The sequence below is a fragment of the Microbacterium sp. SLBN-154 genome, assembly GCF_006715565.1.
Taxonomy (GTDB): domain Bacteria; phylum Actinomycetota; class Actinomycetes; order Actinomycetales; family Microbacteriaceae; genus Microbacterium.
Window position 1 is genome coordinate 156,433 of sequence record NZ_VFNL01000001.1, and the last position, 16,274, is coordinate 172,706.

Sequence of the window (16,274 nt, forward strand, 5' to 3'; positions counted from 1 at the left end):
GATGAGATGAATCACTGGCCACCGACCGAACACAACGTCCGCCGGAGCGGCCCAGCCCCGCGCTTCATGGAGGGCGCGATCCTCGGCAACGGAGGAGTGGGCGTCGTCGTGACCACCCGACCGGACGCCATCGTGCTGCACTTCGGTCACAACGACATCTGGGACGAACGGATCGATGAACTGCATCGCGACGAAGTCGGATCGTTCAGGGACGTTTTCGCCAAGATCAAGCGCGCGGTTGCGGACGGCCGCTCGATCGATTCCGACGAGTGGTTCGCGGAATACATGGCGAGGATGGAGCGCGCCTACGGTCAGCCCTATCCACGCCCGCATCCGTGCGGCAGGCTCATCCTCGGGATCGATCGCCGCCATACCCGAGTGATAGGCCACGAGTTGCACCTCGACATCGGTCGATGCGAGGTCCAGCTCCTCCATCGCGGGGAGAGGGTCGGTCTCGAACTGATCGTCGATCCCGAGTCCGACGTGATCGTGGGGCGCGCGAGCCCGGGCTTTGCCTCCCCCATCACAAGAGTCAGGCTGCTCCCTGATCCCGAGGTCGGCCCGGCGAACACGCGCACGGCGGCCGAGAGGGCGATAGCCTTCACGGTCGCGGGTGAAATCCCACTGCGCGACGAGGTGACCGAACTGCCTCTGGGATCCACGGCGATCGGGTTCCGAGAACAGCTGCCGGCGCGGACCACTACGGCATCCGACCGCCATGAGCTTGCCGTTCTGCTGCATGTCAGCCAGTCGCTCGCACCAGTGTCCCGGCCGTCCTGGTATGGCGGCGCCGCACCCGTGGTCCCGCTCGAACGCTCGATCACGTACAACCCTGACCGGCCCGACCTGACGTTCAGCGTCCAAATCGTCCATACGAGAGGGAGTCGTACACCTTCCGACTTCCCGCTCGCCACGGCGTCCTTCGACGAGGTGCTCGAGCGGGCGCGGGCGGACTGGGCCACCTACTGGTCACGGTCTGCGGTACGGCTCGAGCGCCCAGCGCTCGAGCGCGCCTGGTATCGAGGCACCTACTTCACCCACTGCGTTGTACGGCGCGGTAAGCGGGCCCCCGGGATCTTCGGGAACCTGAGCGCCGGCGATGTCGGCACAGCCTGGCATGGCGACTACCACATGAACTACAACACCCAGCAGCTCTACTGGGGGGTGTTCTCCGGCAATCGCGCGGAAAGTCACGAGCCGTACATCAACCTCGTGTGGGACCTGTTGCCGCTCTCACGGCGATTCGCGCGCGAGTACTTCGGACTCCCTGGGGCCTACTTCCCGCACACGGCCTATCCGGTGCCGATGGACGAGTTCCCTTCCCCCTCGCCGGTGTGGGGCTGGGAACTGTGCGAAACACCGTGGACGGTTCAATCGCTATGGTGGCACTTCCTCTATACGCAAGACGTCGAACTACTGCGCGAGCGCCTCTTCGAGCCGATCGAAGCAGCCACAGAGTTCATGGTCGCCTATCTGGATCGTCCGGCCGCCTTGGCGGATGACGGAACCGAACAGAGGCACATCTTCCCGACGGTCGTCCCGGAGATGTACGGTCTGACGCCCGATCTCCGGCTGAACCGTGACTGTCTGATCGATCTCACTCTCACGAAGTTCCTATTCGGCGCCTACCGAGATGCGCTGACGGCGCTGGGCCGAGACCCGGACGAGGTTCCCCTTGCGAAACGGACCCGCGAACTACAGGTTCTCCTGCCGCCATACAGCACAGCCGCCACGGAGGTCGGCGATGTCCTGATCTCGGTCCCAGGAGAAGACCCCGACGTCGTCTACAACATCCCCCTCGCCGGGGCGACCGTCTTCCCGGGCGAGGAACACTCTTGGGGCTCGCCCCGCCCGGTGCAGGATCTCGTGAAGCGGTCGATCGCGCGGCAACGTCTCGAAGGGGGGAATGAGCTCGTCTTCGTCCATCTGCAGAAGGCTCGAATGGGCATACTCGATCCCGACGAGTTCGAGGCCCAGCTCGAGTACTGCGAGCTTCCCAACGGCACCTACACCGACCGGATCCTCGAGGCGTTCGGACGGTACAACGACGCGACTCCATTCGACTTCATGGCTGAGATGGGCGTCTTCGTTGAGAACTTCGCAATCAGTGGAGTCGTGAACGAACTGATGATGCAGAGCTCTACGGGTGTCATCCGACTGTTCCCCAACGACACTTCCATCGGCAACGCAGAGTTCGAGAACCTCCGGGCTGTCGGGGGCTTTATCGTCAGCGCACGCTACGCAAGTGGTGGATGCGACCGGATTCGTGTGCAAAGCGAGTGCGGCGGCACGCTCCGGATTCTCACCCCGGAGCGATTTGTTTGCCAGGACGCGTTCGCGGCGCAGAGGGCCGGGATAACCTACGTCGCGATGACGGAGGGCCAGGTCGTTCACTTCACAACCGACTGAGGCCGTCTCGGTTCCCCCGGGGGGTCGGAGCAGTCGCTGCAGACTCTGGTGAAGGCGATGGCCGACTGCGGCGTCGAGGAGTGATGCACGTAGCCCGCTCTCCCAGTGGCTCATCAGTCTGCGAGCAGTTCGCGACCCGCAGACCTGCATGCGGCCGCGCCCGCGGCCAAGGCTCCGCTTGGCCGTGCGCTCCCTGTGCGCCTTCCAGAGTCCGGGACCATCTCTAGCGATTCAATGGGTCGCGAGGGCGGCGCCTGCCACTCCGCGTGGTCACGAGACGTGTGAGACGGATATGGTTGCGCTACCACATTGCCTGCGTCCATAATGAAAACACTGGATGTGGTGCCGACTTGCCGGCGGCGGGGACAGCTTCCTGTCCATCCCCGGCGAGGCGACGAAGCCCTCTCACCCTCCGACCTTCCGTGACGCAAGGAGAGCGCCTATGGCCAAGCTGCCGCCCGAAATGATCAGCCGGACGTACCGACCCGATGTTCTCGTCGTGGGAGCGGGATGCGCCGGCATTGCTGCGTCCGTCGCTGCGGCAGAAATGGGCGCTTCCGTGCTCGTGGTGGAGTCTTCCGGATTCGCGGGAGGATTCATCACGGCGGTGATGGGACCGGGTCTGGATGGGATGTTCGATACGGTAACCGGCGAGGTCGTACTCGGGGGAATTGCCCAGGACATCATGGAGGACGTTCAGGGCGTGTCCAGGGCCCGTCAACGCGAAGGGCGTTTCCGGCACGGGGGCGACCTCACGGCAGAATCTGGCGCCGATTCTCACAAAGTGGTCGATGAGACATCACTGGAGCCCGTCGACTTGGATCTCGAGCACTTCAAGGTCTACGCCGACGCGCGTCTTGAGCAAGCCGGCGCTGAAGTGCTCTATCACTCACGAGCAGCCGGTCTCCACTCATCCGACGAGGTCATCGAGAGCGTCATCGTCGCGAACAAGAGCGGATTGAGCGAGGTGCGACCGACGTTCATCGTCGATTGCTCGGGGGACGCCGACATCGCCGCGTGGGCCGGGAACCCTTACGACAGCGACCCCGAGAGGGCGCAGCCGATGACACTCCACTTCCGTATGGGGAATGTTTCGATCGGCCCGGATCTGGTCGCTCATTGCAGCGATGTCCTGCGAGATGCGCATGCCGCAGGGATGATTCCACCATATGGCGGGCCCTATATGCTCAAGCTCGGCGAGGGCGACGTCCTGATCAATGCCACACGACTGCGTGCGGACCGCACCGACGCTGAAGACTGGTCGCGTGCCGAGGTCGAGTCGCGGAAACAGGCTTGGACGATGTTCAAACTCTTCAAGGAGAGGGTTCCCGAGTGCGTCGATGCCTACTACATTTCAAGTGGACCGGAGACCGGGGCCCGGGAAACACGGCGCATCCGCGGTGAATACCAACTGACAGTGGACGACGTCCGGAGCCAGCGGCGCTTCGACGACGCGATCGTGCTGGGCGCCTGGTACCTCGACCGTCATCGGGCCGAAAGCGCAGGCTTTCATGAGCATCCACAGACGCGTCCGTACGACATTCCCTTCCGGACCCTCATCCCGCTCAAGAGCAAGAACCTCCTTGTCGCCGGGCGCTGTCACTCCGCCACTCAAGAAGCGCTCGCATCATCTCGCGTGACGGGGACTGCAATGGGGATGGGCGAGGCGGCCGGGGTGGCCGCGGCTATCGCGGTCGCCAGCAACATCAGCGCGGCCAAGAACATCCCCGCCGCTGATGTCCGCGCAGAGCTCCGGCGCCGAGGGGCAATCCTGCATTGACACGCCGGCCGGTTGAAACCCAACGGGGACAGCCATCGACCCACTCAACTAGACCGCTAGAACGTCACGACACAGGCCGGAGCGTCAATCGTCAACAGCACGTCCGCGATGCCAGTTCGTCTGTCCACACCGACGATTCGGTTGTCATGCTGGAGCGCAACGGCCAGGCGTTCGTCATCAAGATGGACATGGTGTCGCGGTTCGGCGCCAGGAAGAGAGATTTCCTCTGCGAACTCGACCCCTCTGGCCGCGGGGCGGAGGAATACGAGGCGAGATACTCCGCGCACGCTAGCTGTCAGTTCCTTGCCCGCCGGAGACAACGTAAGGTGAGACGGTCGAACCCAAGGGTAGCCGCGCACGTCCCGGCTTACGGGCTCCGAGTGGATCCAGCGCCACTCCGATGCAGTGAAGTGCATCATGTGCAGTCTTCCATCGAGTTCTCCGACGACATACAGCCTCCCACTGTCGACAACCATATGCCGCGGCCCGGTCCCGTCCGGCAATTTGAAGCTCCTCCGCAAGCTCAATCGACCCGCCTGCCACTGAAGCTCATGGAGGCAATCCGACCCGAGGTCGCTAACGACAACAGAGCCCCACGGAGTCGCTCGACACTGGTGGGGATGGCTCGATTCCTGACGCACTGGCATAGGTTCACGCCCCCACGGCATCGTGAATTCCTCGACCAAATCGAGAAGCCCGTCATCGTGGACCAGGACAACCGTGACGTTGCCGCTTCCGTAGTTCGGCACGAGGGCAAGATTCCCGGCTTTTCCTGGCCCGGGCGAAAGTGCCAGCAGCTCTATATGGCAGGGCAGCGCACCCGTATCGACGCGATCGATGTACGCCAATCCAGTCGGCCGACCCTCGCTGTATTCGATTCGCCGCGTCTCGATCGCGCCGGCTCGATCCTCGTTCACCGATATGGCCATACCTTTGAAGACGGCCAAGTAGGAGACGTTCGAGGTCTCCGCGCGCGCGACTACCTCCCACCCGTCGGCACGACACCTTACGAGCGCTATGCCGCCCGGGGATGAGTCCGAGCGATAGGAGCCCACGAGAGCATGCATGCCTTTTCCTGTCACCGGTCTATTCAGCCCTTCGCAAACTTTCGCCTTAATTGTATGTTTGCCCCGTTATTGAAAGGAAATTCAATTTAGATGCCTGGACCATTCGACGAAAAGATTGATGGCGGTGCTTACGAGCCTGCAGGTGGCGCGTCTGCAGGCGCGAAGGGATCTGCTCTCGTTACCGGCGGCACGCGCGGCATCGGGCTCGCAACTGCGAGGCGGCTAGGCGAGGCCGGCTGGCGAGTGATCTGCGTCGCCCGAAGCGCAGGACATCTGGAGTCGACGGTCGCGAGCCTCAGGGCGGACGGGATCTCCGCGCGGGGCCTGACTGCTGACCTGTCCGTTGCGGCGGAGCGCCAAAGCCTTGCGGAGGCCCTTCAAGACACGGTGGATTTGCGGGCAGTCGTCAACAACGCCGGAGGAGCGGCGCGCGGCGGCGCTCTCGACACGGCCCTGGAAGACTTCGACGCGGCTCTCGAGATTGATGTTCGCGCCGCCTGGGACCTCGGCCAGCGTCTAGCCTCCCGGCTCGCCGAGAATGCCGGAAGCATCGTGAACGTCGCATCAACTGTGGCATTGGCGGTGCCGAGCGGTCGCGGTCTCTATTCTTCGGCCAAGGGCGCGCTTGTCGCCGCAACTCGCAGCATGGCGATTGACCTTGCCCGAACCGGCGTTCGAGTGAACGCAGTCGCGCCCGGGCCTACCCTGACCGAAGGTCTGCGCACGTTCAACACCGACGAACAGCTCGCGGAGCGGGCGACCAAGGTTCCGCTCGGTCGGTTGGCGGACCCAGCGGACATCGCAGACGCGATCGAGTTTCTGTGCAGCCACCGAGCACGTCACATCACCGGCCAGGTTCTGGTCGTCGATGGCGGCGCCTCTGTCGCGGGCATGTACATCTGACGGCGCAGCTGGAGTTTTCCGAGCGCACCGGCCGAAGGCTTTACGCGAGTCTTTCCTTCGATTCATAACGCGCTGTAAGTCGTCGGACCGTGAATTGTCAGGTCGCCAACATCGCCTCCGAACCTCGACGCTTCTCAGCGGCGCCCTCATCACCGCTAGCTGGTGATCAGTCGCGCTCGATCGACCACCTCCATCGGTTGGCGCGGAAGTCCCGCGAAGGGCCGATCGGGTCCGCGGGAACTTATGTCGGCGGGTACACGACTCTAGCGACGCTGACGGCGGATCCCCCGGAAGATGTCGTCGAAGCCAGTAGGACACCCGAACGAACCGCATGATTGTTACAACGTCACATCTCGCCGGCACAGCCCTCCACTTCTTTGGTCGGGGCGGGCACCCTCGAAAGCAGAACGGCCGGCAATCCGCCCGCGCCGGCGGTGGCTTCCTTGCCTCCACCGACTAAAGCGTGGTGTCAAGAGTTTCGATCCTCGACAGACCCTCAACTCAGCGCACGAACGAGAGCGCGCGTCCTCGTCGAAACGTCAGGAGTTGCCAACCGGGTAGTCGACGCGCGATCGCGTCTCGAGCAGTGAATCGCCGAGTTCGATCTGACGCTCGCGAAGTCTGGCTGCGAGCGCATCGCGAACGGAAGTATAGCCAGGGTGCGAGTACAGATTCGTCATCTCCCACGCGTCCGCTTCGAGGTCGAAGAGTTGGTTATGGCTCTTGTCCTGGTATTCGATGAGTTTGAAATGTCCGGACCGCACAACTCGCTGCAGTTGTCGATAGGCGTTGAATATCGTCTCTTCCCCGTCAGCTTCGCCGAGCATTAGCGGCGCAAGCGACCGGAACTCGATATGGTCAGGCCGGGAAACACCAACAAGTTCACAAACAGTCGGATAGATGCTGCCCGAGTAGACTAGTTCGTCACACTCCAGTCCCCCCTTGACCTCGGGCGCGGCGATCACGAGCGGAACGCGAATGCTGTGTTCATAAGGATTCTGTTTGCCAAACAGCCCATGCTCTCCTAGCGCGAGCCCATGATCACCAGAGAAGACCAGGACGGTACCCGCTTGCCCGTCCACTGCGTCCACTGCATCGAGAAGGCGACCGATCTGCTCGTCGACGTGAGTGAGAATGGCGAAGTACTCGCGGCGGTGGAAGCGAACCGAGTCCGGCGTCCGTGGCAAAGGGGCAAGCTGCTCGTCTCGCACCATGAGTTCACCATTGTCAAAGGGATGGGCGGGCAAGAAGTTCGGCGGAAGCGGAAGATCCGCAGGGCAATACCGGTCCAGAAACTCGCGGGGCGCCTGCCGCGGATCGTGCGGCGCGTGGTATGCCAGATGAAGAAAATAGGGTGCACCGTCGTGACCACGGGTTATGAAGGATACGGCGGCGTCAGTCCAACGCTCGGATGAATGCTGGATCGTACCATCGTCGAGAGTCATCCAGTGGCCTCCGAGGGCGGTGTCCGCCGGATCCCATGAGTTCTCAGGATCAGGTCGGAGGTATGCTGCACCTCCGATTTCCGTGGAATGGAGCATTCCACCCGCCCATGGGCCGACTTCTTTGTAGTCGGTGTAGAGCGCCGTCTCCTCGTTGTGCCACTTCCCCGTGAAGTATGTGTCGTAGCCGGCGTCCGAGAGAACGCGCCCGATCCTAGGGACGTTCATGAAGCCATCTATAGCCCGAAACAACGTCAAGCCGGAGATGAGCATCTGCCGAGCTGGCATGCAGACCGCCTCCTCCATCGACCCCTGGTTGAACGCGTGGGTGAAGGTGACGCCTCGGCGACGCAAGCGGTCAAGATTCGGCGTGTGCACGATGTCGGACAGCAGCGCCCAGTGGGCCATATCGTCCATAAAGATGAGGACTACATTGGGACTAGTTGGCTCGATCATTTGTCGCTACCTCCGGGAGATTGACAGAAGCATCAAGGTGAACCCAGGGGAATCCTGCTCGGAAGGCAACAACTTCACCACAACCGTCGACCACGCTCTACCCCGTCGTGAATTCCCGAACAGTCTTCGCTGAAGAAAAGAACATCGGGCGCCGCCTTGTCGAACTCGTCGCACTCCGAGCCTCTCGCTTGTCTTCGGCGGAGCGGCATTCAGCGCGAACTTCGGTAGCGCTTCTCGAGCTCGAGCCTGGCCGCGGGCCGCCCTCTCGATACTGTGCATCGCGCGGGCTCTAGGGTTAGCTTTTCACGGAGCCAGCGAACGCTCCTCGAGTGAGCAACCTTGACGAGACGAGGAACACCACGAGGATCGGCAAGGCGACCAACGCCCCAGCCAACGCAACCTCAGGACGCCCAATCGGCAGCCCGCTTGGACCCGAACCGGGGTTGAGAGCTGGGGTCGTCGAGAACAACACGCCCAAGCCGACCGGCAGGGTGAAGTTGGACGAGCTACCCAAAAGCACATATGGCAAGAAGAACGTAGCCCAGGCATCGATGAAGACAAAGAATGCGACGATACCTGCGTGCCCCCGAGCAAGTGGCATAGCAATCCGGAAAGCAACCGCGATTTCGGATGCTCCGTCGATTCTCGCCGCCTCGTACAGCTCTACCGGGACAGCCGTTGAAAAATAGATGTAGGAAAGGAAAACCCCAAACGGGTTCAGTGATGCAATGAGAATGAACGCCCACGGGGAGTTGTAAATCCCCATCTCAACCGTCTGCAAGAACAACGGAAGAATGAGCGCGACGCCTGGCACAAGCATCGCGATCAAGGTGGTGGTCACGATCGTTCGGCGAAGGGGAATCCGCGTGCTGGCGAGGGCGTACCCTGCCAGTACCGCGCTCGCCGTGCCTATGAGGACAATGGCGCCTGTATACCACAAAGAGTTCCATGCCCAGCGCAAGATTGCGCCGTCTTGGAAGGACACAAGATTACTCCAGGCAACGGAATAGTTGGTCACGTTTCCAAACGCCAGAGGCGGGAGACTCACCAATTGTTCTTCCGTCTTCGAAGGCGTGATGAGGAGCCACAACATGGGAATGATCGCGATCGTGGCGAACGCGAAGAGTAGCGACCTGACTCCAAATCGCGCCCAGTCGAATCGTCGCCCACGAAGACGGCGACCTTGACCGCGCAGTGCCGGCCCAGGCCGGTTCGTCGCCGCGATGAGTGTGGTGCTCGCCGACATCATGCTTCCTCTCTCGCGCTGTCAAAAAAGTCCGTCCTGAATATGAGGATCAATGCGGCCAAGAGACAGATCCCGAAGAGCACCAGGCTGAGCGCCGCGGAGGAGGCGAAGTTCGAGTTCTCGAAGGCGAAGTCAAAGCTGAGTTGGTTGAGGGACCACGCGTCAGCAAGGCCAGGGTAAATCGATCCGACAATCTGTGGTTCCACAAAAATCTGGATTGCGGCAGTAAAGCAAAGTATGGACATGTACACCAAATACTTCTTGATCAAAGGCAACTTGATCCGATAGGCGATTTGAAACAAATTACACCCATCCAGTCGCGCCGCTTCGACAAGTTCGTCCGGAATGGATTGTAGCGATCCATACTGAATCACGATCCAGTTCCCCGCGCCGGTCGCAAAGGCCATGAGGGCGAAGATCCAAGCAAGGTTCCCTTGTTGCCAAATCTGTGAAGTGGACGTAATGCCGACCGCCCTTAACGCTTCTCCGAAAGGGCTTAGATTAGGATCGAGCATGAAGTACCAAACCAGGACGGCGACAGCACCCGAAAGCGCTCCGGGGACGATGAAGGCGAGCCGTAGGGAGGTATTCCATTTGCTCTGATATGCATCGAGGAGAAGCGCCGAGATGGTCACCATCACGAGCATGACCGGCAAATAAATGGCCAGAAATGTTCCGACATTGAGCAACGCCGGCAAAAAACGAAAATCTGAGAACAGGTCCCCATAGTTTGCAAGGCCGCCAGCGGGGTTCCGGCGGGTCGGCTCAAGCGAGTTGATGATGGCGACCCCGATGGGGATGATGCCAAAGCATACAAGCAGTACCAAGTACGGCATCACCAGGAGGATGCCTACCGGTCGAGACGATCGAAGAGCAGGTGACGCCATGCGCGCTTCCTTATCGCGTCGCGCGGGGTGGCGCGGAGATTCCGCACCACCCCGCTGATCGATTGGTTTCCGGACTCACTCGACCGAATAGCCCGCTTCCTCAGCAAGCTGCGTAGCACTGATGGCGAATTTTTCGATGCCCGCCTGAAGGGACTCTCCCGCTTGCACTGACGCGGTCATCTCCGAGAGCGCGGCGCCTTGGATATCGAATAGCACCGCCTGCGCCGCAGGTTGCAGTCGCTGAGCCTGGACCGCGAAGACGTCGGTCGGGTTCTCCGCCAGGAAGTCGCTAGCCGCGGCCTTCTCCTGCCATATCGCTAGCGCTGGCTCGTATGCAGGAATGGTCGGGGATTCCTCGATCACCGAGGGATCGCTGATGAAATACTCGAGCGCCGCCGCAGCCTCATCCTTGTACTCAGAGTGGGAGGAGAGAACCCAGATTCCTCCGCCGAACTGCCCCGAGTATGCTACATCGTTACCGTCCCAGATTGGCATTTCTGCAGCCGCGAAGCGACCAGGTGGTACTGCCCAGTTCTCGGCAGGCGCAAAGAGGACATCACCCCACCAAGAGCCGCCGATCTGCATCGCCACCTTTCCTTGCTGGCCAACCTCAGCGATGAACTCGGCGTCGAACGGGGATCGCGTGTCGAACGCTCCGGAATCGATTAGTGGCTGAAGAGTTTCCGATACCCGAACACATTCGCGTGCAGACGCGTCGATCTCGATCGAGTTGTCCGCCGGATCGACATCGGAAAATGTGCACCCGCTGGAGTTCAGAAACCCGTACTGAAGCACGGTCGATCCAATCGCACCTGACAGATACCCCGCAGCATTGAGCTCGTCGGCGACTGTAGCGAACTCATCAAACGTAGAAGGGGGCTCTAGTCCCAATTCTTCGAAGATCACAGTGTCATACCAAAGGACGCTTTGCGCGAGGTCGTTCTTGAGGCACCAAGTCTGACCATCGAACTCGCAGGATACGTTCGCAGACCCGTATCCCTCGAGCACGTCATTGGTGATCAAGTCGCCAAGCGGCTGGGCAAAGCCATTGGCAGGGTCTCGGAACTGCGCGATGTCGTTGGGGTTGGGGGTGAAGAGCAGATCTGGCCAACCTTCGTCGGCACGATTCGCGAGCGCGATGTCCGAGACAAAGTTGTCCTTGAGTTCGACTGTGACGTCGACATCGTCAGCTACAGCCTCTGCATATGCTCGTGCGGGCGCTTCTCTTGTAGCGTCAGTCCAGATGACCAGTTCTGGCTTCTGAGCGGGATCGCTGGCTGCGCCAGCGCAGCCAGCGAGGACAATCGCGAACGCCGCCGTGGCAGTTCCGAGGATCAACAAGCGCTTCATTGAGCTTCCTTCCGGGTTGTTAGATTAAATATAATCGATTAGCGATGGAACGACAAGATGTTTCCTGTTTAGGCGGGGAATGAGTTGACGAGATCCAGCCAGCCCAAGTCCTCGACAGCATCCGTGCCTTCGTACGCGAAGCGCTTGCCCGTAGAAAGCGCCACAAGGGCATCATGGTGCTGCTCGAGTGGGTTGGAAGTATCGCCCATGTCCGGCTGCGCGATGCGTTTCCCGGAGAACACGGCGACCTCGTCTGAGCCGCCATAGGTAAAGGATCTACCGCGGAGAGGCTCGGTGCCCTTGACTGTCAGCTGAGCGTTGTCCTCGTACTTCATCCACCCGCGCGTTCCGAAGATTGCGACGACACTTTCGGCGTGAGACCAGCCCGTCACCATCTCGAAGAGAGAACCCCCTTCGAGCGTTCCCACAAGAGACGCGACATCATCGCCCTCGATATGCGGCAGTGCCACCCGAGCTCTTTCGCCCCCAAGAGCAACAATGCGTCGTCCAGCGATCCACTGGACAAGGTGGATCAGATGCGGGCCCAGAAGTGCCCACGAGCCTCCCCCTGCTCGCGCCTGTGATGCGCGCCACGAGTCCGCCGCCCAGTCAAGGCCTCCGGTATGGGCCAGCGCGAGACGCACCCTGACTATTTCACCGAACCAGCCCGACGCCACAGCATTCTTCATGTCGTGGAACACCGGGTTGTCCAAGCTGTTCATGTAGACGCCAACCCGACGACCGAGTTCCGGCGCTCGCGAAATGATCGCTTCACCTTCATGACGGTTACGCGCCAACGGCTTTTGCACAAATACATCGAGTCCCGCTTCCAACGCCGCAAGCGCGTGAGTCATGTGGAGGTCATTGGGCGTACTGATGATCGCTGCATCCGCTTCGACCCCAAGCGCGTCCTCAATGGAGTCAGTGGCGAGAGCGTCCGAGTCGCCCACTGCAGCCAGCGCTTCAGACCTCGCGACGTCGCAAGCGGCAACGAGTTTCGACAAGGGGTCACTCAGGTACACCCCACGATAGTTTTTCGCAATCCCGCCGCATCCGACGAGAACTACCCTAATTGGCCTATTCACTACACCATGCTCCAATACCTTGTCCTGATGTCTACTTTTCGCGTCAAGCGGTGCCATCTTTACTTTTGCCATTAAGCGTCGCCACCTTTCGCGTAGGCGAGTCTGCGTGCGCATGATCATGCGAGGTTGCAGTCGCGTGCGCAAAAGCCCAATCGTCAAGCTCCTCGCTGATCGTGTGGAGCAGGAAGGTGTGCACCTCCTGGATACGTGGCGTCAGCGCAGCCGGCGCACGAAGGACTATGTCCGCATGCTCATCGGCAGGTCCGGGGCGGCTTCCTGTGAAGAGGATCGTGCGCGCGGAGGCGCGGCGAGCCGCCTCAAGGCCTTGGACAATGTTCGCGGAACGTCCGGAGGTCGTAAACGCCGCTACTACGTCGCCGCGTCTGGCAAGCGCCGTGATTTGTCGCGCGTAGACGACTGAAAAGTCATAATCGTTCGCAATGCACGTCATCGTTGTTGCGTCCGCTCCGAGTGCGACTGCCGGCAACGGTGCCCGGTCGTGTCGATAGTGGCCAATCAACTCACCGACGAAGTGTTGCGCATCCGCAGCGCTTCCACCGTTTCCCATGCAGTAGAGGTGGCCGCCCGCGATGAACGCCGCCTTGATGGTCTCGGTCGCTTCGGCGACCGCGCCCTCCAAATTGCGCAACATTGATGCCGCCGCCAAGTACCGGTCGACTCCATCAGACAGGTATCGGTTCATCCACTAACCTCAATCGCTAGGAGGGCGGCGCCTACGAGGGGGCTGGCCGCGCCCAGACGAGGTTCCTCGATGGCAGGCGTCGCGCCCTTGCCCATGAACGCCTGGGATGCGACCTGCTCAGCCACCCTTGGGTGGAGATCAGCCATCGCCATCGCCACTCCGCCGCCGATGACGATCCATCTGGGCTCGTAGCAGTTGGCTGCATCAACACACGCGTTGGTGAGCTTCTCGATCGCGTCATCCCAGACCCGCCTTGCGCGCTGGTCGCCCGCGACCGCCATCTCATGTACGTCTTTCGCCGAAAGCACCGCATGGCTGGCCGGTCCTTCACCGAGCGCCTCGGTCGCGATCGCGCCAATCGCGGTTCCTGAAGAGTAGGCCTCAAGGCATCCGGCTCGCCCGCAGAGACATTCGCGTCCGCCGAACACAACGGTGGTGTGACCGAACTCAGTCCCATTGCCGGAGTTCCCGAGGTATGGCCGACCGTTGATCACAAGGCCACTCCCGATGCCTGTGGATACAGTCAGATACAACAGCGTGTCTGAGGCGTCGCCTCCGCGCGCATGATGCTCCCCCAGTGCGGCCGCTGTGCCGTCGTTGACGAGGCGGGCAGGTGCCTTCAGCTCAGCTTCGAGCTGCGCGCCAATGGGCACGTCACGCCAACCGGGCAGGTGAATCGGCGCGATCAAGGTCGCCGAGCTGGGGTCCAGGGGACCACCTGATGCGATCCCGATTGCTTGAGGCTCACCCAATTGACTCATCAAAGCTGTCGCCGCCCGGACGATGCTGTGGACAACTAGTTCCGACCCTCTTGTCGGTTCCGTCCAGAAGCGCTCCCTCGACAGAATCTGCCCGCGGGCCGAGACTGCGCCCACGACCGTCTTCGTCCCCCCGAGATCGACGCCGAGCGCCCACGGCTCACCGGACATGTGGCTCCATTCTGCAACGAATGTGGGTACGCTACCACATCCGACCCGTTCTCGCGGGCGGTTCGATAGCCTACACAGGACCGAGTCGACCAACGGAGCGACGATGTACGAACCAGACACAGACGCGACCACGAGATCCGAACCGGCTAACGCCTGGGCAACGATCGCCGATGTGGCTCAACTGGCGGGCACGTCCACCTCATCCGCGTCGCGCGCGCTTAGCGGTAGGGGATATGTCAGCTCGGCGTTGCGACAGCGGATAATGGATGCCGCAAAGGAGCTCAACTACATTGCGAACGAACCAGCGCGAGCGCTGAAAGGGGTTCCGCAGAGTGTCATTGGCGTGGTGGTCACCGACCTCAGGGATTCCTTCTACGCGGATCTGACGTCGGGCGTGATGTCAGCGACTCGGGCCAAGCCGGTCATCCCCATCGTGCTCGAGCTTGGTAGGAACGAAAGCCCGGAATCGTTAGTGACGAAGCTGGTGTCGATGCGGATTGGTGGAGCTGTGATAACGCCAAACTCGCCACAGCTTGGATTGCGGTTGACTGACAGCCGCGTGCCCGTAGTTGAAGTGGATCGGCGGTTCTCGCGTGGCCGATCGGACGGCGTCGTCGTCGACAACATCTCCGCGGGGCTGACGGTGATGAAGCACCTTGTCAGGTACGGCCACCGCCGCATCGCCCTAGTTGTCGACGAACTCGAGTGGAGTACCGGCCGCGACCGCCTAAGCGCGTACCGCCAGTCCCTCGCAGAAAACCAGTTGCCGGACCGCACTGACTGGGTGATCGAAGTCAGTCCGGAAGATCACACGGGGGTCGCGCGCAGAATGCGTCAGCTCATGGAAGGCGATAGCCCGCCTACAGCAATAATCGCTGCCAACAGCTCAACCGCTGAGAGCGTGCTTCGCGCTGCGAGACAGATCGATCTCCGGATACCCGACGATGTCAGTCTGGCCGCATTCGACGACGCGCCGTGGATGACTTTGACTTCGCCCATGATCACAACGATCAACCAGCATCCACAGCTCCTCGGGAGAATGGCCGTTGAGTTGCTGCTCCGGCGCATCGCAGAGCCCGACGCGCCGTTCCAGACGATCGTCGCCGACGCCGAGCTGATCGAACGCGGCTCTGTCGTCGCCCCACGCTAAGGGCGGCGTACCCGCCGAACGGACGCTCCTGTTGCTTTTCATGAACGCCGCAAGACTTCGGCGGATTGTATGCGGAAGACACGATGCGCCGTGGCCCCGAACAGGTTGCTCTGGTCAATGGAGTCCCAGTCCGAAGAAAGGCGCTCGAGTTCACGCCACGGGTCGCGGGCTTCCACAGTGCTCATCGGCCAGTCTGATCCCGCCATCAACCTGTCCGTCCCGAAGAGGTCGCGGAGGTAGTTCAGCTGCCGGTCTAGCAGGCCCCGCGCGAGGGCGACGCCGGAAACCTTCACGTTGACGTTGCTCTGCATAGCGAGCAGTCGCATCCCGCTCACCCATTGATCCTGTCCCAGGCTGCCGGAAGCGGCACCGACGTGATCCAGGATGACCGTGAGAGCCGGATAACGGCTGATTAGTCGAGCAAGCGGATCCAGTCCGTCGGCATTGACGAGGACATCGAGGAGCAGACCACGCCGTTGGAGAGCCTCGAGCCCGCGGTGGCCCGAGGGATCCTCAAGGACCCCCGGATCGAGTGCGACCAACCGGACTCCGCGAAACAACTCACCCCCGTCGGAGGCAAGTAGCGTGTCCAGCTCGTTGCCGGCGATCGGTGACTTCAGGTCCACCCAGCCAACCACCGCCCCTGTGAAGTCGTTTCGAGCGCAGCGCGCAAGGAGGCGACGAGTTCCGCTGAGGCTTTCGTCCGCGGTCACGGCGACAAATGACTCAACGCCGCGTCTCCTTGCCACCTGGGATGCCTCCTCCACGCTGATGGCCCGCCGGATGAGGCGGTTTCGTTGTGAATTGAGCCAGCGGACCTCAAGGAGCTCCTGGCCCCAGACATGGATGTGCGAGTCGACGCGCACG

13 protein-coding genes are annotated in these 16,274 nt (G+C 61.5%); 4 read left to right on the plus strand and 9 right to left on the minus strand.

The window, feature by feature from the left end:
* The first annotated feature begins 6 nt into the window (after positions 1–6).
* A complete protein-coding gene (locus FBY40_RS00840; protein WP_141935610.1) occupies positions 7–2,409 on the plus strand; it encodes a glycosyl hydrolase family 95 catalytic domain-containing protein in 2,403 nt (800 codons plus the stop codon).
* Between the two features lie 442 nt (positions 2,410–2,851).
* Entirely contained in the window at positions 2,852–4,189 is a 1,338-nt protein-coding gene (locus tag FBY40_RS00845; RefSeq protein ID WP_160141315.1) for an FAD-dependent oxidoreductase, read from the plus strand.
* Between the two features lie 56 nt (positions 4,190–4,245).
* Here FBY40_RS00845 and FBY40_RS17685 read toward each other — a convergent pair whose 3' ends face one another.
* The gene (locus FBY40_RS17685; protein ID WP_141935613.1) at positions 4,246–5,256 is read right to left on the minus strand and encodes a lactonase family protein; all 1,011 of its coding nucleotides are present in this window, start codon (positions 5,254–5,256) and stop codon (positions 4,246–4,248) included.
* A gap of 90 nt (positions 5,257–5,346) precedes the next feature.
* On the opposite strand from FBY40_RS17685, the gene FBY40_RS00855 reads away from it, so the two are divergent.
* Positions 5,347–6,159 (plus strand): SDR family NAD(P)-dependent oxidoreductase, encoded by an 813-nt coding sequence (locus tag FBY40_RS00855; protein ID WP_141935615.1) that lies wholly within the window; start codon positions 5,347–5,349, stop codon positions 6,157–6,159.
* 539 nt (positions 6,160–6,698) lie between these two features.
* Here the strand turns inward: FBY40_RS00855 and FBY40_RS00860 are convergent.
* The 7 genes from FBY40_RS00860 to FBY40_RS00890 form a co-directional block, all read right to left on the minus strand.
* A complete protein-coding gene (locus FBY40_RS00860; protein ID WP_141935617.1) occupies positions 6,699–8,057 on the minus strand; it encodes a sulfatase-like hydrolase/transferase in 1,359 nt (452 codons plus the stop codon).
* A 295-nt stretch (positions 8,058–8,352) separates the two neighbouring features.
* Positions 8,353–9,306 carry a carbohydrate ABC transporter permease gene (locus FBY40_RS00865; RefSeq protein WP_141935619.1) on the minus strand — a complete coding sequence of 318 codons (954 nt, stop codon included), beginning with the start codon at positions 9,304–9,306 and terminating at the stop codon, positions 8,353–8,355.
* A complete protein-coding gene (locus FBY40_RS00870) occupies positions 9,303–10,190 on the minus strand; it encodes a carbohydrate ABC transporter permease (RefSeq protein WP_141935621.1) in 888 nt (295 codons plus the stop codon). Before FBY40_RS00870 ends, FBY40_RS00865 begins: the two co-directional genes overlap by 4 nt.
* A gap of 75 nt (positions 10,191–10,265) precedes the next feature.
* Positions 10,266–11,540: an ABC transporter substrate-binding protein gene (locus tag FBY40_RS00875; protein WP_141935623.1), complete on the minus strand. Its 1,275-nt coding sequence runs from the start codon at positions 11,538–11,540 to the stop codon at positions 10,266–10,268.
* Positions 11,541–11,608: 68 nt separating this feature from the next.
* Positions 11,609–12,745, minus strand: coding sequence for a Gfo/Idh/MocA family protein (locus tag FBY40_RS00880; RefSeq protein WP_141935624.1), 1,137 nt, complete (start codon positions 12,743–12,745; stop codon positions 11,609–11,611).
* Positions 12,669–13,328: a D-sedoheptulose-7-phosphate isomerase gene (locus tag FBY40_RS00885; protein ID WP_141935626.1), complete on the minus strand. Its 660-nt coding sequence runs from the start codon at positions 13,326–13,328 to the stop codon at positions 12,669–12,671. Before FBY40_RS00885 ends, FBY40_RS00880 begins: the two co-directional genes overlap by 77 nt.
* Positions 13,325–14,257, minus strand: a complete 933-nt coding sequence (locus tag FBY40_RS00890; protein ID WP_141935628.1) for an ROK family protein — start codon at positions 14,255–14,257, stop codon at positions 13,325–13,327. The genes FBY40_RS00885 and FBY40_RS00890 overlap by 4 nt, the downstream gene beginning before the upstream one ends.
* 103 nt (positions 14,258–14,360) lie before the next feature.
* On the opposite strand from FBY40_RS00890, the gene FBY40_RS00895 reads away from it, so the two are divergent.
* Positions 14,361–15,407, plus strand: coding sequence for a LacI family DNA-binding transcriptional regulator (locus FBY40_RS00895; RefSeq protein WP_160141317.1), 1,047 nt, complete (start codon positions 14,361–14,363; stop codon positions 15,405–15,407).
* Positions 15,408–15,445: 38 nt separating this feature from the next.
* Here the strand turns inward: FBY40_RS00895 and FBY40_RS00900 are convergent, their stop codons facing one another.
* Positions 15,446–16,273, minus strand: coding sequence for an amidohydrolase family protein (locus FBY40_RS00900; RefSeq protein ID WP_141935632.1), 828 nt, complete (start codon positions 16,271–16,273; stop codon positions 15,446–15,448).
* Between the last annotated feature and the right edge of the window lies 1 nt (position 16,274).